Genomic DNA, 15,611 nt, shown 5'->3' with positions numbered 1-15,611 from the left:
CCCCTCCTATGGTACGGGCTCCCGCATGGGTATCTCAGGTTGGACCTCAACCCACCCTTTGAAAGAGTTCTGGAACTTGTCAAGCAGGTGCTCAGCCTGCCGGACGAGCTGCGGGGCCACGCGGAACGCGTCGTGCGGTTCTATACCGGCATTGTGGGCCTGCTGAACGCTCAGAATGTTCTGGGGTGTGCACTCGGACTCCATCCAGATGAATCGGGTGGATTCATGTCTTCAGTTATCACAGTCTCGGCCTTCCCTGCGATGGGAGGCAATGCCAAGCTCGTAGTCGCGAGTTTGGCAGGTTCTGCTGCCGACCGACCGGACGAGGGGATGCGTCCACTGAATTTGCCCTGTGGAGCCGGATTCCTCGCGGAGAAGATTCGCCGCGCACCCGCACCAGGCGCGCCCCCTGAGGGCAGTGACACGGCTCCAGAAGGGACGGTGTGGCAGGGAACTGTTGCGGTGACCGGTCCTGGCGCACGCGACATCGTTGTGCTGCAGTTGGTGACATCCGCCGTGGATCTCGCTGATTCCTATCGAGATGTGCTGCTTGGTGTCGCGCACACTCTCTCGTTCACCGACCCATTGCTCACGGAAGCCGCAGATAACAGCAACAGGCAGGGATCTGGGGCGGCCGCTGCGATCGAGAGTGACTTCGGCTAGTTAGACACCGGTAAACGAACGGAGTAGAGATGGCAGAGAACCCTCCAGGAGTGGACGTTCCAGCATCGGTGGACGTCGAGCAGGCCATGAAGGACAATTACATCACCCTGGCAAAACTTCTTGCTTCGCGTATGGCCATTGTAGTGGTCCTGATCGTCGCGCCAATGGCGCTGAACAGGACGGGAGCTTCTGCCTCATTTTTCCTGACACTACCTCTCATCGTAGCGGTATTCGTATTTATTCTTTCGGTTTACCGCCTTTGGGCTGGAGTCCGTTTGATCCAATGCCGGAAGGTGCTGCGTCATTACCCTCTTCAGTACTACACGCGCGCAGTCAAGAAGGGCTCGCGTTGGACCGAGTACGGCAACGTTTTTGAGGTCAAGATCTCGACGAGGGGTGGGCATGGTGCTCCGTTGATGAAGGCCATCAATGCTGCAGGACGTCGCCGTTGGCCGGAAGGAACTGAGAACGGTGTATGGGTTGCAGGGGACCTTGTTTTTGGTGGGGTAATGGTCGTACCAGGCAGCAACGCGATGCTGTTCTTGAATCCTGCGGATTGGGATAAGCTGGCACCCCAACGGGATCAGGCTGATGCTGAGCGTATTGCTCGAGCGGAGCAGGCAGGTATCCATAAGCGGAATTGGCGGAAGCCGATGCTGCTGCGGGGCTGACATTAAGGAATCGTGAAGATTGGCAATGATTTAGTTTTCTGTGAGTGATCTCACGAGTTAGCCTCCGCGTCTGCGAACTCGCAACTGAGCATTTGCCGACCTGCTCGCGCATGAGACGAGATCTCCCGTGCTGAGTGAAGCCAGCCGACGGGCTGCCTGGGGGCCTCTGGGTCCCCCAAGGCTGGCTAATTTTGGCATGGGGACGAAGATCGTGGGGTTCTGGTGAAGCAAGTATTTGGCTGGGTGTGCGGTGCCGTCCTCGCCCTGGTGACCGTGTTCTGGTGCGTCAGCGCGACCGCCGACCTCGCCCTGTCCGCAGGCGCCTATGGCACCCCAGGCACGTACAAGGTGGACGACTGCGTCAACACCAGCCACACCCGTAGGCACTCCAACTACGACTGCTACGGGTACTTCACGCCGGACGGTGGCACTGCCGCCGACGCCGTCTACGTGCACCTCAAAGACACCGGGCATAACTACCCGGACGGCACCAAGTTCGACGCACGGCAGGGAGCGGAGCCGGACACGATTCAGCGGGTTGGGTTCTGGGGCGTCGTGGGCGAGCTCTGGCAGGTCTCGGTCTGCGTGGCCATCCTTGGGTGCCTCGCGTACCAAGCGATCAAGCCACGCGGAGCGTCCCGGCGCCGCGAATCCCATACCCGGGAGCGCTCGCGGCGCCAGCGGGTGGCCGACTGGATGGTCTATGTCGTCGTGGTCGCGATCCCCGTGGGCATCCTGAGCTGGATCGCCATGCTCGCGGAGCCGACCCAATAGGAAGGCCGGCCGCGTTGATCGTCTGCCCGGGCCGGGTGGTTGTGTCCTGCCGGTCTGGCTACGCGACTTGCGCGGCAGCGACCTCGCACCATACGTATTTTCCTCGGTTGCCGTTTCTGGTCAGCGGCTGCCAGCCCCATACGTCGGCGCAGGCGCGGACCAGTGCGAGGCCGCGGCCTTGCTCCGCGTCGACCAAGTCGGTCAGGTTCGACGGGGGTTCGGGCGGCTCGGGGTCGGCGTCCCAGGCGCCGATGCGCAGCACGCCGTTGCGCCACCGTAGACGCAGGGCGGCCGGTCCTTTGGCGTGGAGTACGGCGTTGGCGGTCAGCTCCGAGGCGAGATGTTCGGCGGTGTCTACGTGGCGGATGAGGCCGTGCATCGTGAGGATCAGGCGGACGGTGCGGCGGCAGATGGTGACGGCGCGTGGGTCGTTCGGGATGTATAGGGAGTACTCCCAGGGTTCGGTTTCGGGCATAGCGGAACTCCTGTCGGGAGATGGGGAGTTGGCAGTTTCTGCGGGAGGGCGGGCGGTGGTATTGCCGCAGCCGTCATGGCAGGACGGAGCAGTGCGCTTCCGGGACCCCGGGGTTTCCGCAGCGTGTGCGTGGCAACACCGACGGTAGGTGCCAATGTTGGAACATTGCAAGCCGTTGCCGTAATCTGGCCCCCGAACGAGGCACTGCCTCCAGGTCAGTTGGGGGCGAGGAGGAAGCCATGGGGCGAAGGAAACAGCCCACCGCGCGGCAGGCGCGACTGGGCGCCGAACTGCTGAAGCTGCGCGAGGCTGCAAGACTCACAGGGCGCGAGGCCGCGGCGTTGCTCGGGACCGACGCGGCCCGGCTCAGCCAGATCGAATCCGGTGTTGGAGGCGTGAGTGAGGCCACGGTCCGTCGGCTTGCGGTCAACTACTCCTGTGCCGACGCCGAGTTGATCGATGCTTTGGTGGCCATGGCGACCGACCGAACTCGAGGCTGGTGGGAGGAGTACAGAGGCCTCCTCCCCAACGTTTTCCTGGATCTCGCCGAGTTGGAACACCACTGCACGTATCGGCTCGACGTGGAATTCCTGCAGGTCCCCGGCCTATTCCAGACGGAGGACTACGCTCGCGCCATCTTCTCGTACGGAGTCCCCGAACTGCCCGATGACGACCTCGAGCGAAGGGTTCGCCACCGGATGGCCCGCAAGGTGATCATCGAGAAGTCGGACCCAGCGCCGTACGAAGCGGTGATCCATGAAGCGGCACTGCGCATCAGGGTCGGCGACCGCGTCGCGACACGGACTCAACTCGCACGCATCCTCGAACTGTCCGAGGCGGACCGCATCACCGTGCGAGTCATCCCGTTTGACCTGGATGGCTTCGCCGGGGCATGGAGCACCATGATGTACGCGGGCGGCAGTGTTCCCCAGCTGGACACTGCCGTACGTGACGCGCCCCACGGTGCAGCGTTCATCGACTCAGCGGCCCAACTCAAGGCCTTCCGAATGCTTTTTCGTAAGGTGGAGGTGTCGTCACTCGACCCCGTTCGGTCGCGCGACTTCATCCACAAGCTGGCGAAAGAGTTGTGAGGCACACGATGGCAACCCACGACAACTGGCGGAAGTCGTCCTACTCAGGCGGCGGCGACGGCAACAACTGCGTAGAGATAGCGAACCTCCACACCCGAGTTGCGATACGCGACTCGAAAGCCTCGGCCCGGGGCACGCTCTTCTTCCCGGCCAGCACCTTCACAGTGTTCATCAGCAACCTCAAGGCCGACGCCGGTCGTGACGTCAAAGGAGCATAGTGAGTTGATGGCTGGCCTTGAGAAGGATCGTGGTTGCCTGGCGGTCCGACAGGTGGAGCTTGGTAGAGATCCGCCAATACTTTCAGGTGCACGAAGGCGTGTTTGATGGCCGCCCGCGAGGCGGTGAGCCGCTTGTTTGCCGCCTTGTGTGAATTTGGTAGACGGCACAGGACCCCGACACCGACGGTGCTTCAGTGGTCGCCAGTACGATGACGTGCCGGTTCCGTGATCAGGGGGAAGCTGTGGGAGATGCAGGATTTCGGGTCCATCCGGACGCGCTGAAGTCGTACGACAAGGTCATCCAGGACCAGATCGAGCAGATCGCGCGGATCTGGCCGAAGCTGGCGGCGGTGCAGATCTCGTCGGACGACTTCGGCAAGCTGCCGAACGCGCACAACCTGTACGAGGCGTACCACGAGCATGTGGAGGCCGAGCGGCACAATTTCGCCGACCTGCTCGAGATCCTCCGCCACACCGGTGAGGGTCTTCAGAACTCGGCGACGAACTACGAGAGCCAGGACCATCACATCGACGCTTCGTTCGGAGGCGGACAGTGAGCGGCGGCTCTTTCCAGCAGGTTGGCGACGCGTACAAGTGGACGCGGGACTTCGTCAACGAGCCGTTGATCCCACTGCCCGAGATCAACAATCCCGTCGCGGACGGCCTGGACTCGGGTCTGGACAGCGCCGTCAAGTGGGCGCTCGACTCCAGCGGGCTGATGGGCATGCTGGAGGAAGTCACAGGTAACCTCGCCGGACTCACTGCGGCCGCTCACGAGTGGCAGACCCAGGCGAAGGCGATGCGGGAGGTCAGCAACGCTCTGCGTGAAGGCGGCGGCACACTCGCCGGGCAGTGGGAGGGCGCCGCGTCGAACGCGTTCGGCCGGCACATGGGCCAGGTGGTCGAGGCGATCGACGGCACCGCCAAGGACATGGACGAGATCGCGCAGATCATCAGCCAGGCGGCCGCGGCCTGCCAGCTCGCCGAGAACATGATCATCGAGATCATCCGGGAGGCGATCGAAGCGCTGCTCGCCTCGCTCGCCGCGATGGTGGCGGTCGACATCCTGACCCTCGGCCTTGCGACCGTTGCCGACGCCCTCGTGGAGGGTGCCGAGATCACCTTGTTCATCGAACGGGTGGGAAAGGTTTCCGCCACCCTCGAGTCGAAGCTGAACGAGCTGATGAAGGCAGTCCGCAAGATCAAGCAGGCCGAGAAGTCCTACAGCGAGATCAAGAAGAGCCTCAAGGGCGGCCTGGAGGCGGCCAAGGCCGTGCGGAAGATCAGCGCCATCGGCAACAGGATGAAGGTCACCAACAACCTGCTCAGATCCCCGTCGATGGAGAACCTCGGGGAGTTCGCTGCCGTCAAGGGTGTCAAGGCCGTAATCGGCGCCGAGAAGGGCGTCATCGCAGGCGGCGTCGGGGCGGTGATCGGCGCAGACGGTCCGATGAGCCCGGTCACGGGCGGGCTGAGCAAGGACCCCGCCATTGATGCCGTGGCTGGTCAGCTCGATGGCCGCAAGAACGAGACCCCGTACCGCGTGCCGAAGACACGGATCGAGGAGGACTTCGGATGAGCGCTGGCCAGTACGGCCCGACACAGCCCATCTTCGAACCGGACTTGTTCGGCGGCGGCTCCCATGTGCCATTGATCGCGCCATGGCTGCAGCCGCACGAGCGACTGCTCGGGATCGTCGAGGTGACGCTGAGCACTGTGATCCGCCCCTCACTGCCCCGCAAGTTGCGGACAGGGCAGTCGACGGGCGCGGTGGACGGCGCCATCGAAGCTGTCGCCTCGGTCGCGGACGCCTTCGACATGTTCGACTTCGGCATCATCCGCAGGATCCGCCGTATCGTGCGCGGGGCCGGTCTCAAGGGCGGATGGCAGAGCGTGGCCGGCCAGTTCGTGATCGCTGTGCGCACCGGACCCGACCCCTCGCGCAGCCTCTACGACAACAACCAGGTGCTGATGGTCTTCACTGACCGCAGGATCCTGTTGATGTGCACGGTATCCATCAGGAACAAGAAGGTGCCCCTGTTCGGCAAGGTCCCGCCCGGAGAGCAGGTGGGCAGGAAGGAGGCCCGGTGTCTGGGCGAGCTCCTGCCGGGACAGCTCCGCAGCGTCGCAGTCCGGCACAATTGGCTCTCGAGCCGCGTAGACCTCCATTTCGCCGACGGCTCCCTGGTTGCGCTCGATCTGTACGAGAAGGATGCCCGAGCTCTGGAGGCACTGCGTCAGGGGATCGCTCCATCTCCGCGACCCTGACCTGACGCGCCAGCAGAACCATGGCGCGCTCTGGGGGCATCCTCCGGCCGGCGACAACGTGTGCCGCACGCTAAACAGCAGCACGTGTCAGGTGGGCCAACGGCGGTGGGAGCACGGGCCGGCCCTGCACTTCGGCGGCGGCCTCGACGGATAGGCTCGGGTCATGGGCATGATCCGCAGGCTGCTGGGCGTGACGACTGACGACATCGAACGGCTGCGTGCGCAGCGTCTCGCCGAGCACGCAGCCCGCGTCTCGGCGTTCCTCGCACCCGGCGAAACCCTCGTCGGCACCGCCCAGGCCCACCTGGTCGCCGCCCCCACGCCTCCGGACCGGCTCATCCCCCGCCTGCCGCCGCCCGGAGTCGAGCCGGCAGAGCAGGCCGGGGCGTCGGGGCTCGCCCGTGTCGCGGGCTGGGCGTACGTGGCCGCGCATCCATTCGAGGCGGCTGGCGAGGTCCTCACGGACGCGCTCTCGGATGCCCTGTGGTACGTGCCTGGCAAGGTCATCGACCACCTGGCTGTCGAACGGCGCATCGACTGGTCGACCACGGCCGCCCGGTTGATCCTGTTGACCCGCGCGGTGCAGCAACTGGACGGTTACAGCAGCGGCTTCGTCGTAGCGGCGACAGACCGCAGGTTTCTGCTCCTTGGCTATGCGTACAACAGTCGTGATCCGCTGTATCCGCTGCTCCAGTACGCCCCCGGTGAGATCGTGTCCGTGCGGGTCGTCCCCACCGAACGCAGCGCGAAGGGCAAAGCGGAGCCGCACGTCGCCCTGGTCTTTCGTGACGGGTCGTCAGTCACCGCGGCCCCAGACGCCATCGCGGGTACGCGTTTCGCCGAGTTGCTGTCGCGTCCGATGGACTGAGCGGGGGTGGGACGCATGGGCGGCTGAGCATCGCGGGTGACCTTGAGAAGAACGTCGGCGAAGCTCGTTATCTGGCCTGTTTGTAGTTCCCTTGAAGCATCAAGTCCTGTGGAAGAGCGATCGAGTCCTGAGAATGACGAGAGACCAAGCCGTCGAGGTGGCCCGTGTCCACCTGCAGGAAATTTACGGAGACGGTCCGCCGACCATCGTGATGCAACCGGAACTCTCGGTCGAGCACGACATGGCGTGGGCCGTGCGGTTCGACAGTCGGAGACGATGGGCTGACTGGGTCCCGTGGTCTCCGTCACGGATCACACGGAATGGGCAACGGTCCTTGCCGAACTCGCCACCTCGCCCGAGGGAGCTCGCGCGGTGGTCTGGGTCCGTCGCGGAGATCGCCGGGGCCGCGAGTCCGTCGGCTGGCTCGTCGTTGCTGCCCACACGCCCCGGGGCCTTGTGCTGATCGACGCCGCCCGTGATGCCCCTGCCTCACCGGACAATACGGGGGTGCGCTCTCTACATGTACTCCGCTACCGCTGAGGGCCGGAGTCGAAGAGGGCCTGCAGCCCGCGGTCGAATCGGCCGTCGGTGTACCGACCTTCGGCGAGATTTGCTCGGATGCCTCCTGCCGGGAGGTGGAAACGTCCTCCGCCCTCCTGCGCAAGGGGGAGTCGACGAAGTGCGGTGTGCCTGGCACGAAGAAAGGGTCAGTGCTTACGGGAGGCAGATAGCGGGTGTGTCCCGGTTACCCGCTCGTCCGTCGGTATCGCATGTCGGAGCCGGCGGTTTCCGCCCCTGGTCGCGTGTTCGCATTGGATGAATGTGCCCGAGGTCGTCCGGCTCCTCGTGGACGGTCGTCACGGGCGGTCTGCCAGCGCTCATCGGCGCAGCGGAGACCGCCGTGATGCGCCAGCTGATCAAGCGCCTCGTGCCACCGGACAGACCACGGCTGTCCGGTCTTGAAAGTCGTCACGGCGCCGGGACGAACCCTTTGCTCTCTCATTGCCTGCCCGGATCTAGGTTCGATGGTGAACGGGTGTGTGCTGTCTCGTGTTGGGGGCGTTGTGGCGATCGAGCTGCCTGGCGAGGTCGTGTCGTTCCTTCAGTTCATCGGGGTGAACTGGCCGAACGTCAACGAGGACAAGGTCCGTGAATTCGCGTCGCATGTGAGGGAATTCGCGGAGAATCTGGACAATACGCACCAGGAGTCCACGGCCACGATCAAACGGTTGGGTGATTCCTATCAGGGGGCTTCGTACGAGGCGCTGCTGGCGAAGTGGGCGCGGCTTTCGAACGGCCATATGAGTGAGCTGATCGAGGCCTGCCATGTGGTGGCGACTTCGCTGGATGTGGCGGCAGACGTGATCGTGGGGATGAAGGTCGAGGCGATCGCCGAACTCGCCGCGCTGGCTGCGTCGTTCATCGCGGACCAGGCGGCGGCCGTGGCAACGCTCGGGATCGCCGAGGCCGCGGAGGTGCTGATAGTGAAGGCGGCAGAGGAGCTGATGGACTTCCTTGAGCAGCAGTTGGAGCAGTACATCATCGGGCAGGTCATCGAGGCTGCCGTCGACCCGCTGGTAGAGGTGGTCGGGCGGGCCGTGACCGGCCTGGTGTTCCAGTCGGCCGAATTCGCGTTGGGGGTTTCCGCCAGTGGCGGGGCCGGCTCGGTCGGTGAGGGCTTCTCCATCCATCCGGAGGCAGTGCACGCTCACGCGGAGCTGATGAACGGCCACGCCGAAAAGGTCGCCTCCCACGCCGAGGCGTTCCGGACGAAGCTGGCGACGGTGAGCTTCGAGTGACCAACCGAATCGTCAAAGCCCTCGAGAACGGGGCGCAGAAGCTCGGCAAGACCATCGGCGAGGACGCCGGCAAGGCCGTCAAGGATCTCTACCACGACACAGGGAAACGGCTGAGGAAGGTCGCCGACAACCACGTCGAGAACGACGCCAAGAACGCCACCGAACTGGAGAAGATCCTCAAGGGTGGCAAAGACGGGGAAGGGACGGGGCCTGGGTTCCCATCGAAAGGCCCGGGTGGCAATGGCGGCTCGGCCGGCAGTAAGCCGGATCTGTTGAACAAGGCGCTCGACGACCCTCGCCACCACAGCGTGGAACCGAAGAACCGTGCGTGCAAGGAAGACCCGATCGACGTCGCCAGCGGCCAGATGCTGTTGGAACAGACCGACCTCACGCTGCCCGGCGTGCTGCCCCTCGTGCTCAAGCGCACGCATCTGTCGGACTACACCTTCGGCACCTGGTTCGGCCCGTCCTGGGCCTCGACCGTGGACGAGCGGATCGAGGTGGACATCCGCAACAAGGCCGTCTGGGCCCGTGAAGACGGCACCCTGCTGGTCTACGACCAGTTGCCCACCCCGCAGCAGCCCGAGGTGCTGCCGCTGGAAGGCCCTCGGATACCGCTGCGCCGCACCAGTGAGGTCGGCGCGGCGCACATGGAGTTCGCCACCACCGACCCGCGCACCGGCTGGACGAAGTACTTCGCGCGCCCGGGCGGCGAGGGCTGGCAACTGTGGCTGACCACGATCGAGGACCGCAACGGCAACCAGATCGACATCCATCGCGACGGCACCGGCCTGCCGTTGTCGATCACCCACAGCGGCGGCTACGACGTCCGCCTCACCGCAGACGGCGACCTGGGCCGCGTCACCGGGCTGTCCCTGCGCACCGGCCCCGACGCCGACGACACCGTGCAGGTCATGGCCTACGGATACGACCGAGCCTCGGGAGATCTCACGGAGGTTGTCAATTCCTCGGGGCAACCGCTGCGCTTCGACTACGACGCCGAGAGGCGGATCACCTCCTGGACCAATCGCAATGGTTCCAGCTACCGGTACGTCCATGATCATTCCGGACGGGTCATACAGACCATCGGTCCCGATGGGTATCTCTCCGGCACGTTCGTCTACGACTCCGAGAATCGCACCACTCGCTGGACGGATGCGCTGGGTCACGTCACGCTCTACCAGCTCAATGAACGTGGCCAGATCATTGCGGAGACCGACCCACTCGGTCGTACGACCCGGCAGACCGTCAATGCCCATGGCCAAGTGCTGGCTCGCACGGATCCACTGGGCCGGACCACGGAGTACACCTGGGACGATCAGGGCAACATGCTCGCCGTGCGGCGCCCCGATGGCTCATGGACGGCCATGCGCTACAACGAACTCGGGCTCCTTGTGTCCGTACAGCGTGATGACGGTTCTCACGCTGTTCAGGAGTTCGACGACTTCGGCAATCGGATATCTGTCACCAATGCCGCCGGTGCGACGACGCGCTTTGTCTACGACGACCGAGGCTGTCTGACTGCAGTCATCGATCCTCTCGGCGCAACGACACGCGTACGCTGCGACGAAGCCGGGCTGCCGGTGGAAACCATTGATCCGCAGGGTGCGGCCACCCTCTGCGAACGTGACGCATTTGGCCGCCAGACAGCAGTCACCGACCCGCTGGGCGCGACGGTGCGACTCGAGTGGACCATGGAAGGCAAGCTTGCTCGTCGCATCGGTCCGGACGGCGCTGCCGAGTCCTGGACATTTGATGGCGACGGCAACTGCCTGACCCACACGGACGCGATGGGCGCCGTCTCCGGGTTCGAGTACACGCACTTCAACCTGCAGTCTGCGAGCATCTCGCCGGAAGGCGCGCGGTACGAGTTCGAGTACGACGCGGAGCTGCGGCTGCGAAAGGTGGTCAACCCCCAGGGCCTGACCTGGACTTACCAGTACGACCCGGCAGGACACTTGGTCGAGGAGACGGACTTCGACGACCGGGTCGTCAGCTACACCTATGACGCTGCCGGGCAACTGGTCTCTCGCACCACGCCTTCCGGGGCAGTGATCAGCTTCGAACGCGACCTACTGGGCCGTACCGTGGCACGAGACGCAGCCGGCTTCGTCACCACCTATGCCTACGACGCGACCGGTGGCCTGATCGAGGCGAGGACCCCCGATGCTGTCCTGACGTTGGAGCGGGACGCAGTGGGGCGTCTGCTCGCCGAGACGGTGAACGGCCGCACACAGCGATACACCTACGACGTGCTGGGGCGACGCGTCAGCCGTACCACCCCGACTGGTGCTACCAGCACCTGGCAGTACGATGACGCGGGTCGTCGCACAGAGCTGAGTGGTTCTGGTCGCATTATCAAGTTTGACCGCGATGCGGCAGGTCAGGAGCTGACGCGACGCATCGGGGACAGCCTCATCCTGACCCACACCTACGATCCCCACGGCCTGCTGCTGAGTCAGGATCTGACCGGCCCGGACTCCCGACGTCTGCAACATCGTGCCTACACCTACCGCGCAGACGGCCATGTGATCGCCATCGACGACCGCCTCAACGGCTCCCGTCAGTACGACCTTGACCCAGCAGGTCGAATCACGAGTGTGCGCTCGGCCGGGTGGACGGAGACCTACGCCTACGATCAGGCAGGCAACCAGACAGAAGCATCCTGGCCTGCATCGATGCCTGACCAGGAGGCGGCCGGGCCGCGTACCTACACCGGTACGCGCATCCACTCCGCCGGCGGCGTTCGCTATGAATACGACGCTGCAGGGCGCGTAAGCCTCCGCCAGAAGGCTCGCCTGTCCTCCAAGCCCGACACGTGGCGTTACGAGTGGGACGCCGAGGATCGCCTCACGTCCGTCACGACGCCTGATGGAACTCGCTGGCGCTACCACTACGACCCGCTTGGTCGGCGCAGCGCCAAACAGCGGTTGGCGGCGGACGGCAGCACGGTCGTTGAACAGGTGGACTTCACCTGGGACGGCACCACACTGTGCGAGCAGACGACCCGCTTCACCGGCAATGACCGTGCGGTGAGCCTCACATGGGACCATTACGGCACTGCACCGCTCACTCAGCGGGAACGGATCCACAGCATTGACGCTCCTCAGGAGGAGATCGACGCTCGTTTCTTCGCAGTCGTCACCGACATCGTCGGGACTCCCACCGAACTGGTCGACGAACAGGGGACCATCGCTTGGCGCTCTCGGTCCACTTTGTGGGGCGGCACCGCCTGGAACCGTGACGCGACGGCGTACACCCCGCTGCGATTCCCCGGTCAGTACTACGACCCCGAAACAGGCCTTCACCACAACTACTTTCGGCACTACGACCCCGTCAGCGCCCGCTACCTCACTCCAGACCCCTTGGGTCTCACTCCCGCTCCGAACCCTGTCGCCTACGTCACCAATCCCCTTCACGGAATCGACCCCCTCGGCCTGGCCGAGCTCCCGCTGGGCGAAAAGGGAAACCCGTTCCCGGATCGCGCGAGCGCGGAGCGAGCAGCGTTCGACATGGCGGGAGTGAACTACGATAGAGTGCCGGACTTTGAGTGGGAAATCGGGGACGACGTCAGGCGAAAGGGGCAGGATTTCTATGTCTATGACCCAGAACCCACGCACTGGGGCAATATGCGCCAGTTCGAGACACCGCAGGGCTCGCGGGTGGTTGTCGAGCACACTCACGATCCGGCTGGCTCCCATTTTCATGTAGGGGAGCCAAAGCATGGCTCAGATCGTACAGGGGTGAACTTCGGCTGGGCCAGTAAGTATCCGTCCGACGAAAACTTCGAGCGGTACGGAAAAGTCAACAAGCCTGGTGGTGACCACCACCTGTTCTACAAAGGCGGAGAGGTCTGCCCCTGATATGAGCGAGCCAGCTTCCACTGAACTTCTTCGCCGCTGCGGTTTGGAAATCCTTGACGAGTCCACAGCCGATTCCCTGCCCGCGCCGCGGCGCGCAGTGGGCATCACCATCGGAGGCACGGACCCGGCTGCGAAGGTTCCCCTCGTGGGACCGGAACTGAGTTCACGTGTCGACACGACGTGGCTCCAGCTCGCCCGTGAGCACCATGTTGTGGACGCGGAGGGCCGCTTCCTGATCACCACCTCAATGGAGGGCCCGTGGATACCAGTGCGCATCCACGGTAAAACACATATGGCGGAGCACTTGGTGGGGCACAACGCGCCGCCTGGGCACGCGGAATTTGTCACCATGGCTCTTGATGGCAGCGTCATGTGCGGCGTGACCACAGAAGAGTACGACGTATGGCTGGTGGTGGACCGTGAGAGGATCAAGACACCGCCCCCACCGCCTCCAGATATCGAGGCGTTCCGTGCCGCCATGCGCAGGAAGCAAGAGCTCGAGAGGCGTTACGCGCCAGAACGCCTCGAACAACCACTCGACGACGGGTGGGTTCTCCTCGCATTCCATCGTCACACCAAGAACCTCCGGCGTCTCCACGAGATCCCCGACGAATTGAGCCGAACTCTGGTCCCCGGATTTCTTGGTGGCAGGCAGCCTCGGACGGATGCGCCTCCGCAGGAAATCACCGAAGGCCAGGCTCGGGAACTCGGAGAACGGCTCGGAATCCCTGTTGACACTGACAGTTTCGGATATTTCCTCGAGTTCCAGTCGGCTGAGACCAAAAGCAGGCAGTCGCAGGCGCGTGCGATCGCTCCCCATCTTCTTTCCTGAGGACGGAGGCCGGCGGACCGTCCGGGCAGGAGAACGACCCCGATGCCTTCAGCCACCGTCTCCGCGACGAACAGCTGCGCCTGCACGAGGAGGACGACGGCGACTACCTGCATGGGTGGTCCGACGTTCCGGATGGCATGGACAGCGGCGGGCAGAACGAGATCGCCAACGACGAGATCAGCCCGCACACCGGCGGCTACAACCCGTGGGGCCAGACGACCTGGGTCAGTGAGGACGACTTCGTCAACGGCCATATGGACAAGGCCTCCGACTCCCGCATGCCCGACGCGTACGCCGTCCACCTGCCCGCCGACCGATAAGTGAGCGTCATGGCCAGCGCCCTGCGCCGACTGGCCCTTCCCGCCCTGCTGATGACCGCGCTCGCGGGCTGCGGCACCACCGGGCCGGACACCTATGAGCTGGGTGAGAAGCACATACAGGTGGACGCGGGGGAGGAGTTCAGGCTGTCCGTTCCCGTCGACACCGCGATGGGGGAGTGGTGGTACGTGACATCGCCGCAGCCTGACCGCGACGTCGTCCGGAGGACGGACAAGCGGGAGGAGGTCGAGGCCGATGACGGCGCCGTCGGCAGCGGGAGCGGGACGGACTTCTTCGGCTTCAAGGCCGTCGGTCCGGGTACGACGAAGATCCGGCTCATCCAGTGCCCGCGCGGTGCCTGCGCCGGCGGCGGCGATGCCGGCGGTCCCGTCACCCCGTCCGATGCTGCGCTACAGCCTCTCCTTCGCCGGACCGCACCGCACCGCCCTCTTCGGAGACGGCGCGGTGGGCGCCGCCGTCCTGCCGTACCGGCTCGGCATCCAGCCGCGGGCGGTGGCCTTCCTCGCCAAGGTGGTACGGAGCGGGGGCGTCCGGTACGCGGCCGAGCTGCAGGAGCCGGTGCCGGGCGAGGAAGCGGTGTCCATGGTGCGTGCTTGGCTGGAGGCTGCGGCCACCGCCGCCGACGGGATCGACGGCGACGAGGAGGCCGCCCGCTGGCTGGAGGCCGTGGCCGAACTGCTCAGCCTCTGGCGCGTTCACCGCTCTCGGGCAGCCGGGGAGTGAGCGGCACTTCTCCGGATCATGGGAGCATCCGGGCGAGTGCGTCCCGGTGGAGCTCCTCTGCCGTATCTCCGAAGGACTGGCGGAGCGTGGAGTGCCCCCGTGCAGCCGGTGGAACGCGCCCGCCGATTGGGGTGAAGGTGTGAAGGCCCGGAGGGGATTTTGCCGACAAGTCCGCTGATATAGCTCTTAGATGGAGTTCTTGGACAGGCCTTTGCTTGGATGATCAAGCACGTTTGCACGCAATCAATCATCACGGGGTATTCATGCACACGCGTGTCCTGACCGTCCGACGCGCCGCCACCGCCCTCGCCTGCGCCGCGGCCATGGTGTCGCTCGCGGCCTGCAAGAGCGACACCGGCGCCGCCGGGTCCGCAGGTGGCTCCACGCCGTCGAAGACCGCAGAAGCCAGTCCCGCCGCCGAGCCGAACGGCATCGAGAAGCTCTCCGCCAAGGCGATCTACGACTCGGGCCACAAGGCCAACGCCGCCGCCGGCTCCTTCCGGGAGCAGATGACCCGCGGGGACACCAAGACCGACATGCTGCTGTCCGCCACGGAATGCGTCGGCAAGGTGAAGATGGCGAAGGGCGCCTTCCAGGTCATCCGCAAGGGCAACGACGTCTGGGCCAAGCCGGACTCGGCGATCGTCAAGGAGTTCAACTCCGAACTCGGCGCCAACACGCTCTCCGCCGACAAGTGGCTCCACGGTACGCCGAGCAACCCGCTGATGAAGGGCTTCGCCAGCTGGTGCCACCAGGAGCAGTTCACCGCCCCTGACACGCTCGACGCCGGCAACAAGGTGACCAAGGGGAAGGTCACCACGGTGGACGGGCGGCAGGCGGTGCCGGTTGTCATGACGGCCAAGGGGGAGTCGGTCACGTGGTACGTGGCGACGACGGGCAAGCCGTACTACTTCAAGCAGGTCAGCAGCCGTGAGGACATGCAGAACCTCGTGTACTCCGACTTCGGCAAGCCGGTAGGCGCGCAGGCGCCCTCCGGCTCGGTCGAAGAGGCACCGAAGAAGTAATC

Annotated in this window: 16 protein-coding genes and 1 pseudogene; 16 read left to right on the top strand and 1 reads right to left on the bottom strand. The window is 64.8% G+C overall.

Annotated elements, in window-relative coordinates; translation table 11 throughout:
• The first annotated feature begins 39 nt into the window (after positions 1-39).
• From ACFY1U_RS46185 to ACFY1U_RS46175, 3 genes are all read left to right on the top strand, one after another.
• On the top strand, positions 40-663 hold the full coding sequence (locus tag ACFY1U_RS46185) for a hypothetical protein (RefSeq protein WP_390700087.1): 624 nt from the start codon (positions 40-42) through the stop codon (positions 661-663).
• Between the two features lie 29 nt (positions 664-692).
• Positions 693-1,334, top strand: a complete 642-nt coding sequence (locus ACFY1U_RS46180) for a hypothetical protein (RefSeq protein ID WP_390700086.1) — start codon at positions 693-695, stop codon at positions 1,332-1,334.
• Between the two features lie 222 nt (positions 1,335-1,556).
• Entirely contained in the window at positions 1,557-2,108 is a 552-nt protein-coding gene (locus tag ACFY1U_RS46175) for a hypothetical protein (RefSeq protein ID WP_390700085.1), read from the top strand.
• 58 nt (positions 2,109-2,166) lie between these two features.
• Here ACFY1U_RS46175 and ACFY1U_RS46170 read toward each other — a convergent pair whose 3' ends face one another.
• Positions 2,167-2,583: an ATP-binding protein gene (locus tag ACFY1U_RS46170; RefSeq protein WP_390700084.1), complete on the bottom strand. Its 417-nt coding sequence runs from the start codon at positions 2,581-2,583 to the stop codon at positions 2,167-2,169.
• Positions 2,584-2,822: 239 nt separating this feature from the next.
• On the opposite strand from ACFY1U_RS46170, the gene ACFY1U_RS46165 reads away from it, so the two are divergent.
• The 13 genes and pseudogenes from ACFY1U_RS46165 to ACFY1U_RS46105 all read left to right on the top strand — a co-directional run bounded on the left by ACFY1U_RS46165 (position 2,823) and on the right by ACFY1U_RS46105 (position 15,609).
• Positions 2,823-3,674 carry a helix-turn-helix domain-containing protein gene (locus ACFY1U_RS46165; RefSeq protein WP_390700083.1) on the top strand — a complete coding sequence of 284 codons (852 nt, stop codon included), beginning with the start codon at positions 2,823-2,825 and terminating at the stop codon, positions 3,672-3,674.
• An 8-nt stretch (positions 3,675-3,682) separates the two neighbouring features.
• Complete coding sequence (locus tag ACFY1U_RS46160) at positions 3,683-3,892, top strand: DUF397 domain-containing protein (RefSeq protein ID WP_390700082.1); 210 nt, start codon at positions 3,683-3,685, stop codon at positions 3,890-3,892.
• Positions 3,893-4,134: 242 nt separating this feature from the next.
• Entirely contained in the window at positions 4,135-4,449 is a 315-nt protein-coding gene (locus ACFY1U_RS46155) for a hypothetical protein (protein WP_390700081.1), read from the top strand.
• A complete protein-coding gene (locus ACFY1U_RS46150) occupies positions 4,446-5,471 on the top strand; it encodes a WXG100 family type VII secretion target (RefSeq protein ID WP_390700080.1) in 1,026 nt (341 codons plus the stop codon). The genes ACFY1U_RS46155 and ACFY1U_RS46150 overlap by 4 nt, the downstream gene beginning before the upstream one ends.
• On the top strand, positions 5,468-6,160 hold the full coding sequence (locus ACFY1U_RS46145; protein WP_390700079.1) for a hypothetical protein: 693 nt from the start codon (positions 5,468-5,470) through the stop codon (positions 6,158-6,160). Before ACFY1U_RS46150 ends, ACFY1U_RS46145 begins: the two co-directional genes overlap by 4 nt.
• A gap of 163 nt (positions 6,161-6,323) precedes the next feature.
• Positions 6,324-7,028: a hypothetical protein gene (locus ACFY1U_RS46140; RefSeq protein WP_390700078.1), complete on the top strand. Its 705-nt coding sequence runs from the start codon at positions 6,324-6,326 to the stop codon at positions 7,026-7,028.
• A 1,064-nt stretch (positions 7,029-8,092) separates the two neighbouring features.
• Positions 8,093-8,827: a WXG100 family type VII secretion target gene (locus tag ACFY1U_RS46135; protein WP_390700077.1), complete on the top strand. Its 735-nt coding sequence runs from the start codon at positions 8,093-8,095 to the stop codon at positions 8,825-8,827.
• Positions 8,824-12,690, top strand: a complete 3,867-nt coding sequence (locus ACFY1U_RS46130; RefSeq protein ID WP_390700076.1) for a DUF6531 domain-containing protein — start codon at positions 8,824-8,826, stop codon at positions 12,688-12,690. Before ACFY1U_RS46135 ends, ACFY1U_RS46130 begins: the two co-directional genes overlap by 4 nt.
• Position 12,691: 1 nt before the next feature.
• Positions 12,692-13,522 carry a hypothetical protein gene (locus tag ACFY1U_RS46125; RefSeq protein ID WP_390700075.1) on the top strand — a complete coding sequence of 277 codons (831 nt, stop codon included), beginning with the start codon at positions 12,692-12,694 and terminating at the stop codon, positions 13,520-13,522.
• Positions 13,523-13,659: 137 nt separating this feature from the next.
• Positions 13,660-13,842 (top strand): hypothetical protein, encoded by a 183-nt coding sequence (locus ACFY1U_RS46120; RefSeq protein WP_390700074.1) that lies wholly within the window; start codon positions 13,660-13,662, stop codon positions 13,840-13,842.
• 9 nt (positions 13,843-13,851) lie between these two features.
• Positions 13,852-14,172: pseudogene (locus ACFY1U_RS46115) on the top strand (protease inhibitor I42 family protein); the annotation flags it as partial.
• A gap of 70 nt (positions 14,173-14,242) precedes the next feature.
• On the top strand, positions 14,243-14,584 hold the full coding sequence (locus ACFY1U_RS46110) for a hypothetical protein (protein WP_390700073.1): 342 nt from the start codon (positions 14,243-14,245) through the stop codon (positions 14,582-14,584).
• A 263-nt stretch (positions 14,585-14,847) separates the two neighbouring features.
• Complete coding sequence (locus ACFY1U_RS46105) at positions 14,848-15,609, top strand: hypothetical protein (protein WP_390700072.1); 762 nt, start codon at positions 14,848-14,850, stop codon at positions 15,607-15,609.
• Positions 15,610-15,611 lie beyond the last annotated feature (2 nt).

This window comes from Streptomyces sp. NPDC001351 (assembly GCF_042896045.1).
Lineage (GTDB): Bacteria > Actinomycetota > Actinomycetes > Streptomycetales > Streptomycetaceae > Streptomyces.
This window is presented reverse-complemented; position numbering and strand designations above follow the sequence as displayed.

What these genes read in the sequence shown, in the direction of transcription:
- ACFY1U_RS46180 (WP_390700086.1), top strand. Translation starts at nt 693, where the DNA reads ATGGCAGAGAACCCTCCAGGAGTGGACGTTCCAGCATCGGTGGACGTC.
- ACFY1U_RS46170 (WP_390700084.1), bottom strand. Translation starts at nt 2,583, where the DNA reads ATGCCCGAAACCGAACCCTGGGAGTACTCCCTATACATCCCGAACGAC.
- ACFY1U_RS46165 (WP_390700083.1), top strand. Translation starts at nt 2,823, where the DNA reads ATGGGGCGAAGGAAACAGCCCACCGCGCGGCAGGCGCGACTGGGCGCC.
- ACFY1U_RS46160 (WP_390700082.1), top strand. Translation starts at nt 3,683, where the DNA reads ATGGCAACCCACGACAACTGGCGGAAGTCGTCCTACTCAGGCGGCGGC.
- ACFY1U_RS46145 (WP_390700079.1), top strand. Translation starts at nt 5,468, where the DNA reads ATGAGCGCTGGCCAGTACGGCCCGACACAGCCCATCTTCGAACCGGAC.
- ACFY1U_RS46140 (WP_390700078.1), top strand. Translation starts at nt 6,324, where the DNA reads ATGGGCATGATCCGCAGGCTGCTGGGCGTGACGACTGACGACATCGAA.
- ACFY1U_RS46125 (WP_390700075.1), top strand. Translation starts at nt 12,692, where the DNA reads ATGAGCGAGCCAGCTTCCACTGAACTTCTTCGCCGCTGCGGTTTGGAA.
- ACFY1U_RS46120 (WP_390700074.1), top strand. Translation starts at nt 13,660, where the DNA reads ATGGACAGCGGCGGGCAGAACGAGATCGCCAACGACGAGATCAGCCCG.
- ACFY1U_RS46110 (WP_390700073.1), top strand. Translation starts at nt 14,243, where the DNA reads ATGCTGCGCTACAGCCTCTCCTTCGCCGGACCGCACCGCACCGCCCTC.
- ACFY1U_RS46105 (WP_390700072.1), top strand. Translation starts at nt 14,848, where the DNA reads ATGCACACGCGTGTCCTGACCGTCCGACGCGCCGCCACCGCCCTCGCC.